Origin of the sequence: Budvicia aquatica DSM 5075 = ATCC 35567 (assembly GCF_000427805.1) — a bacterium.
GTDB classification, from domain to species: Bacteria; Pseudomonadota; Gammaproteobacteria; order Enterobacterales; family Enterobacteriaceae; genus Budvicia; species Budvicia aquatica.
In genome coordinates this window covers 1-7,059 of the sequence record NZ_ATYS01000093.1, presented here as the reverse complement: position 1 = coordinate 7,059, position 7,059 = coordinate 1, and the positions used below count along the sequence as shown (strand labels likewise).

Here is a 7,059-nt window from a genome sequence, read left to right as displayed (position 1 = left end):
CGTTAAACCGTTCGTGACTTGCAGAATATCAACGTCGTGCTGGCCCCTCAGGTTGGTGACGACACCTATCATGCCGGTCCGTCTTTTGGCTTGGGTCNCGACCTTGTGGATTACGCGTCAGAACGATATTGCTCAATCAAAGAGCGCGTAGCGCGTCAGCGACGAGTAAAAAATAACAGGCTTGCCCTATGAAATGAAACCTATTCATGCCTAGCNNCATCATATCAACCANGGCAATAATAANCCGTTGTCTCACTGTNTTTANCCAAGCATTGAANCNATTCAATCNNCAANCTCGTCAGCCACCGCTGACTTATCCCGTTTAATCCTAAATTATCCCAGTCTGGAAGCCTGTATTTGTCTCTGCCCTTAAGGGACGGACTACGGCTGCCTGCTATCCAAAAGAACGGAGCCTCAGTATGTATGCAAAATCATTTATTTCACGTAATGCTCATGGGCATCTCGTGTCGGCATTAACCGCACAGAAATCCTCTAACGGTGAATATACCTGTCACCTCTGTAACAGCGCATTAGTTTTCCATCGAAAGACAACGCATAGCAAACCCTGGTTTGAGCATATCGATGCCGGTTTATCGGAGCATGGGCGGGAACACTGTCCTTACGTTAACGTGGCCTTTGAAGAGATTGCCACCGTTGAAGCCTTGAGGACGTTTGTACCGAAAGCACTCCCGTTGGTACAACGGGGTCATTGGCACTGTCGATGCTGCAGTAATGCGTACTACGGCGAGAAATACTGCCTGGCTTGTCAGTGTGGAGCCCACAGCCAGATTGAGGTTACTGACTAAAACAGGAAACGATCTACCTAATTACCTTATCAGTTCTATTTCTTAGCATCCATTCCCCCAAATATTCTTTATCCCGAAGCCAGCCGGCGCTGTATGGGTTGTTATCTGGCGTTGATGGAAAAGGAGCCCCCATGCGAATGCTCAAAGTATTTATTGCTTACGATGTAAACGACAAAATTATTTCCGCTAAGCAACATCAGTCAAACAGTCAACAGTCCTATTTCTGCTTGTCTTGTGATAGCCCACTAATTTGGCGTAACAACGCCTTGAATGAACCGTGGTTTAGCCATGANCTCTCCGGTGCTCCAATAGAGCAGTTACGCGGTTGTACTTATTACGACCCCGAGGTCAAGAGCAATGAACGACTCGCCAAACTACGCAATATGGCGCAGACATTAGCGCCAGTCGTCTCGACCCGGCAGTGGCATTGCAGTTGGTGTGGTCAAACCCATACCGGAGTGAAGCATTGCCCACAGTGTCATACCGATATTTATTGCCAACCCATCCAATCTGACGCTTGAATCCTCAGCCGTGAGAGTGAGCGCGAGTCATACCCATAACTCGGTTTTGTCTGGTCGGCCATAGCGACTCCCCCACTGCACATATCATCCATCCATGCGCGTGTTTTCCATAAATAGTTGGCATAAAAATACCCTTCGGACTGAGGGATCCCCAGAAAATAGCGTTAATACCTCATCACCATATTCCGATAACCTCTCCATAACGAGGGAACATTTATGGAAAAACAATTAGTTGACGATCTCGTTAGTAGCATAAATGAAATGGTTGCCATCGAGAATGGTACATTTACACCTAAACCTGAGAAGGTACACCGGCATGCCATAAAACGTTGCGTAAAAGCTTTGGAATGAAACCGGCTGCATTCGCAGAAGTAATGGGGACCCGTGTTGATTTGGTTAGTAGTTGGGAGCAACACCGGAGGACTCCTACGGCGGTTGCCTTTAAGCTACTATGTTTACTAGAACGCGATCCTCAGCTCACCAATACTCTCCGCAGTATCTAAATATTAGGGGCCGCTTGGAAAGTCGGATAAACGCCGTCTGGTAAACAGGCTACGCTTATCATATTTAGGGTTCCGGCGTACAACCGCTATTTTGGGTTAATTCCGTCGGTTTGGGCTCAGACCCCCAAGTAAGTTTTTTGTATATATTGGGGGTGTAAGCGTTTGAAAAATTTACTTAACGTAGGTTTTTGCCCCATTGAACCTCAACCCCCTAAATGGAGTTGTACGCCTGAACCGTCGAAATTTCCGGTCTATTATTTTTAGGCGTTTTAAGTGGGAACCGGGGTTTGAAGTGTAACCGAACCGTAACGACGGTTAACAGGTTAAATTGAGTGGCTAATATTCGATAAATCAAAGAGTTAATTATTTATCGGTAGGCTCGTTTAAAAACGGCCAAGATAAGTATAAGTATAGGTATAGGTATAGGTATAGGTATAGGTATAGGTATAGGTAATTCGGCTAGTTTGTTTTTGGCTATCTAAGTTGCCCAATCAAAGAGCGTCAGTACATGGATATTCAATTATCTGCTGCTTTTGACTAGGCGAAACATAACGCCCTATATGGCTTTTGCTCAAATATTATTTTTTATTGTGGCAGTGGTACTCTCCGGTTTTTTTATTAGTATGGCAACCTTCAGAATTCGTGCCGCCTGAGTGGGCGAAAACCTGTGCTGAAACACCGACAGACAGAGCAACAAGAAGTATTGTGAATATTTTTTTCATTACGTCATCCTTACGAAAATTGAATCATAAATAATCAGGACATAAGCTTGATTAATTCGCCCTTAATACTTGATTAACCCGCCCTTAATAGAAGATTACTATTCAAACACTATCAAGCTGCTGCCCAATCAGTTGAACCAACGTTTTTAATTTTAACTCACATTTATGAAGTAAAACACTTAAGTTTTCAATAAGTCACAACCGCTACATCTTTATCAGCCAGAGGAGGATAGTTAAACAGTTGACATAGACACGCTGGTTGCTGAAAAAACGAGATGTTGACCTCTTGTCGCATCTGGAATCTCGATCATTCAACAATCAATACTAATCGTTTTGATTTTATTATAAATAACCACTTAAATTGACCGCTTAACGGCGTTTACTGTTCCGTTGCTCCCCAAACCTTGAATCCGCCAAATTTTGTTAGCAAGTAATATAAGGTATTTTGCCACCTAAATAAGGGGGGCGTTTGAAATTCGAAAATTTTGTACGGTAAGCCTGTTTTTTTGAATAGGCTACGTTACCCTGACGTTCCAATCTGAGCTTACCCCCCATCGGCTAAGGGCCGAAAAACTGACATTCATGGCTTTCTCGGCCTCCGAATGAAAGTATTTCTGGTCAACAACCAGCTTTGCTGCTTCGAGTTTAAATTCAGCCGTAAAATATTTGGTCATGGATCACCTGTAAAGTTATTTAGGTGAGGATATTACCTCTGGTCAGGTGGCCAAATTCACTATGCCATATATGGACGTCCCGTGTTGTGCAAGTCCTGATTTGATACGGTTTGCTGCCATATATCCGACGACGTTTAACGTCAGCGATAACTATTCGATTGGCGGCACTGTGGGGTGCGTATCGGTTGGTAAACATGATGAAAATAGCGGCAATGGCATAACATCGGCAACAGACGAAAAACCGTTCAGACCGACGGTGTTCAGAAGATAAACGGTTGCGAGAATATGGGGATGCTTTACGTTTCAGTTCTTTGGTGCCGCTACCAACCTGACGGCCGATATGCTGCAACCGGACATACCCACACCGTTACCGTGGGCCGGTAGTTTATTACTGAACACTGAATGACTAACAGCGCTGGCGGCTTGCAATATCGATAAAGCCTTCATTCGTAAAATAGAGGAAAACAGAAATGAATGAGTATTAACATCAAAGCGGATTAACNAGTTGGCGGGCTTTCCGGAAAAAAGGTCCGTCATCATATACCATTACTCGCGGGTATTTTCCGTCTCAGGCTAGCATTGAGGAATATACTGAGTTGGTAGCTAATTCGACGTCANAAGAGCGCGGCNATNACTTCAAATAGTATTGATAACGCCTGTGTCGGTCCATCGAAAAGGATGGATAGGATAGTTAGAAATATAATGAATAACGATGTCGTGAAAATTAATACACTCCGNTTTTTGTTAAATACTTCCTTTAGCACTGCGGTGATTATTCCAGCTATAACGCCCGATACAGCTAGGGTAACAAGAATGGCCATAAGGGCGGCAGCGGTATACATATGAATTTCCCTATATAGTAAGAAATCCCCCATATGTCAGGAGGACGTTATTGCTGGGGCGGCACGATAATAATCGCAGTTATCTCCGCCATGGTCAAATCGACTAAGCGGTGTCATACCGATATTTATTGTCAATCCATCAATTTGACGCTTGAACCCTCGGGCGTGATAGTGAGAGCGAGTCTATCCTGCGGATGGCGGGAGCCGTGGCGTCTAGCTCAACACGAGCGTTCTGACGGTGACGTGATTTTAATTAACCTGGCCGAAGCGTGACCTGAACCGGGTGTCCGCCTTGTTGTACCATTTGAGACTTCCAGTAAAAACGGGGCGGTAGCTGAGACGTTGGGGTAAATAGACCATACCGAACAAATGTCGATATAAATCCAGCCAGTTCGACTAAGGCAAAGTCTTTTCCCCCGCACACCCTGGGGCCCCGACTAAAGGCCATATTGATCCCACTGTTCTTATCATTCAACGGGGAGTAATGATCGGGCGGAAGACTCAATGACCAAGGATTCGGGTTGACGGAGGCGTCATGCATAATGCCAATAAATGAAATAACAATATTTTGCCGTTCTTCAATCATCTCGATACCGATCTTATCTTTTGCTAACGACTGGCGAATAATCATCGGGATTGGCGGGTATAAACGTAAAGCCTCAGAAATAAACGTCATTAATTGTGGCATATTGCTCAGCGCCGCCCAAGTCACAGGAAGGGGGTTAGCAATGGCTTCTTGATAAAGACGTTCCTGCTGTTCAGGGTATTGAGCGAGTAAATAGCAGGCCCAGCCAATGGCGGCGGCTGTCGATTCAGAACCGGCGGCTAAGAAAGTCATTAACTCATCTTCTAAAACAACCCGGCTGTTTGGCTCTGATTCTGCCTTGAGGATACGTTCTATCATCGGATTCATAACCGAGGCATGCCTGAATAATTTTAGTTCCTCGCTGACCTGACGCCGTAGTGCCCGTAATTGAACTAACTTTCGGCGGTAGCTGATATTAAGCTTTCCCGCAGGGACAAAGGACAGCTCTGAGCTGTACTCCATCAATTGGGCGATATTATCGATATTGATATCTGTAGAATCTAAAGAGATAGAAAAGAAATTTTCAATTAAAACTGACATCGCCATTTTGCGAAAAACGTTGTCATCGAGGGTGACTTTGCTGGTACAAGTACCACGAGCAAGCTGATGTAACGCCTGTTGTCCGTGGTGCTTGGCCAGCTTAATGGTGTCGATATCACTGAAGTTGTTTAAATAGGGTTGGGTTAACTTTTTATGATTTTTCCACACCTGACCGTTTTCGAAAAAACGTGAAGACCCGAGCGCTTGCCTGAACCAGGCCATGTTTTTTTCATAATTGACATAATTTCGACGCAGAACATAATCGGCATCATGCTTCGTTTGTATCACTAATGTCGGTACTTCATTGAGCGTCAACCAAACGTTTTTACCATTATGACTCTTGGCTAACGCATAGAGAACATTGCAGATATCGGTACTTGCAGAGTTCATTAGGCCTCTCTATTTTATCGTTATTATCTGTCGTATGGTTGTATCAGGTCGTGGTGTGACAGAGCCTGAAATCGGGTAAACCACGATGTTGTTACTGGATGTTAATTGATATAGAACTCGCGCCTCTAAAGAGAGAGAAGAACGAGCCCCGTTATTACAAATATCAACTCTACGGGTGGTGGTTTTTTTCCAGAATTACTGCCAGATCTTTTACTGAACCGAGCTCCAGCCATTCGGTGACATTGATCTCTTTTTGCACAAAGTTTTCAACGTCCATCATGATATTGGCAAATACGACGCTATCAATCGTGGGGCTGAGTTGTTCAAGCTGGCTATCGTCGCTGATACTGTCAACAGGAACAGACAGACAACTGGCTAATATTTGTTTGGCTTTTAATAGATAATCCATCTTATTGATATTCCTCTGAATGACCGATAACATGAAGGGATTGACTCAGGTAGCGCGCTTTGGCCTGAGTTCGGGCCCGTTTTCCTGATGCCGTTAGTGGTAATTTATCAATAATAAACACAGCCTGTGCGTTAATACCGGTAGCCCGATTAATCTCTTGCTTAATAATGGCTGATAAGCTTGAAATATCCTGCTGCTTATCTGAAAGATGCACAAGGACCGTGCGTTTTTCTTTCTGTCCATTCACTACCCCGATCGCTGCGACGTTATTGTCGCCAATATGAGGTAACGCCTGAAGTACCCACCATTCTATATCCTGAGCCCAAATGTAGCGGCCTCGGATGATAATGACCTCTTTTTCCCGACCGTTGATAAAGATAACCCAGATCGCCGGTGTAAATAAAGCCGCTATCATCAGTGATAATCTGATGCGGTGAATCGACATATTGGATTATTTTGACCGTAGTGATGCAAAAATAAGGATATCTACACGTTCACCGGTTGGCGCGAGACACTCTTCTTTTAATACGCCTTCTAGCTTAAAGCGGGGGTTTTTAACAAAGCAAAATAGCATGCGTCTATTCTTCGCTAAAATACGGGCGGACATCTTGTGTAAATCACGATACAGGTAGAAATGGTCAAGCAGGGCATCGATNGTTGCCCAGAGNACGGCTTTACCTGAGTAATTTTTTTCGCCAANGCCGGTAGTGATATGACCGACCTTGTGGTTCAGATTNATATCGATGGTATAAAAGCCAATTAACGCGTTATTGGTTTTATCAAAAATACCGAGGAAGAAATTGCGATGATTATCAAACTGGGAGATNTAGTCAGCCAACTGCTGCGCTGAGAAATTGATTGGCGGAAGATTAAGACCTTCCATCATATCTTCGCTATTCATCCACTGTAAAAATGCGTCTGAAACATCCGACGGCGCTAAGCTACGGACAAGATAACCGTTGGTTTCAATATAGACTGGAATCCCGGCCATATGAGAGGAACTCTGAGTCATAAATATCTCCTACTAACTGTTATTACAATCAATGCACTAAGTGTAAACCAATAA

9 protein-coding genes are annotated in these 7,059 nt (G+C 44.2%); 3 read left to right on the top strand and 6 right to left on the bottom strand.

Annotated features, from left to right (window positions below; all coding sequences use genetic code 11):
• Positions 1-419 precede the first annotated feature (419 nt).
• From YWE_RS0120225 to YWE_RS31710, 3 genes are all read left to right on the top strand, one after another.
• The gene (locus YWE_RS0120225) at positions 420-806 is read left to right on the top strand and encodes a putative zinc ribbon protein (protein WP_029096122.1); all 387 of its coding nucleotides are present in this window, start codon (positions 420-422) and stop codon (positions 804-806) included.
• A gap of 131 nt (positions 807-937) precedes the next feature.
• Positions 938-1,327: a putative zinc ribbon protein gene (locus tag YWE_RS29205; protein WP_029096121.1), complete on the top strand. Its 390-nt coding sequence runs from the start codon at positions 938-940 to the stop codon at positions 1,325-1,327.
• 216 nt (positions 1,328-1,543) lie between these two features.
• Positions 1,544-1,678 (top strand): hypothetical protein, encoded by a 135-nt coding sequence (locus YWE_RS31710; protein WP_255324368.1) that lies wholly within the window; start codon positions 1,544-1,546, stop codon positions 1,676-1,678.
• A gap of 730 nt (positions 1,679-2,408) precedes the next feature.
• Here YWE_RS31710 and YWE_RS30680 read toward each other — a convergent pair.
• The 6 genes from YWE_RS30680 to YWE_RS0120175 all read right to left on the bottom strand — a co-directional run bounded on the left by YWE_RS30680 (position 2,409) and on the right by YWE_RS0120175 (position 6,984).
• On the bottom strand, positions 2,409-2,552 hold the full coding sequence (locus YWE_RS30680) for a YHYH domain-containing protein (protein WP_099044086.1): 144 nt from the start codon (positions 2,550-2,552) through the stop codon (positions 2,409-2,411).
• A 515-nt stretch (positions 2,553-3,067) separates the two neighbouring features.
• Positions 3,068-3,226, bottom strand: coding sequence for a hypothetical protein (locus tag YWE_RS30675; protein WP_154661437.1), 159 nt, complete (start codon positions 3,224-3,226; stop codon positions 3,068-3,070).
• A 1,095-nt stretch (positions 3,227-4,321) separates the two neighbouring features.
• Positions 4,322-5,584: a cytochrome P450 gene (locus YWE_RS0120190; RefSeq protein ID WP_029096118.1), complete on the bottom strand. Its 1,263-nt coding sequence runs from the start codon at positions 5,582-5,584 to the stop codon at positions 4,322-4,324.
• 169 nt (positions 5,585-5,753) lie between these two features.
• Positions 5,754-5,993: an acyl carrier protein gene (locus tag YWE_RS0120185; RefSeq protein WP_029096117.1), complete on the bottom strand. Its 240-nt coding sequence runs from the start codon at positions 5,991-5,993 to the stop codon at positions 5,754-5,756.
• A 1-nt stretch (position 5,994) separates the two neighbouring features.
• Positions 5,995-6,408, bottom strand: coding sequence for a hypothetical protein (locus YWE_RS0120180; protein ID WP_134531048.1), 414 nt, complete (start codon positions 6,406-6,408; stop codon positions 5,995-5,997).
• Positions 6,409-6,444: 36 nt separating this feature from the next.
• Positions 6,445-6,984 carry a GNAT family N-acetyltransferase gene (locus YWE_RS0120175; RefSeq protein WP_428829289.1) on the bottom strand — a complete coding sequence of 180 codons (540 nt, stop codon included), beginning with the start codon at positions 6,982-6,984 and terminating at the stop codon, positions 6,445-6,447.
• Positions 6,985-7,059 lie beyond the last annotated feature (75 nt).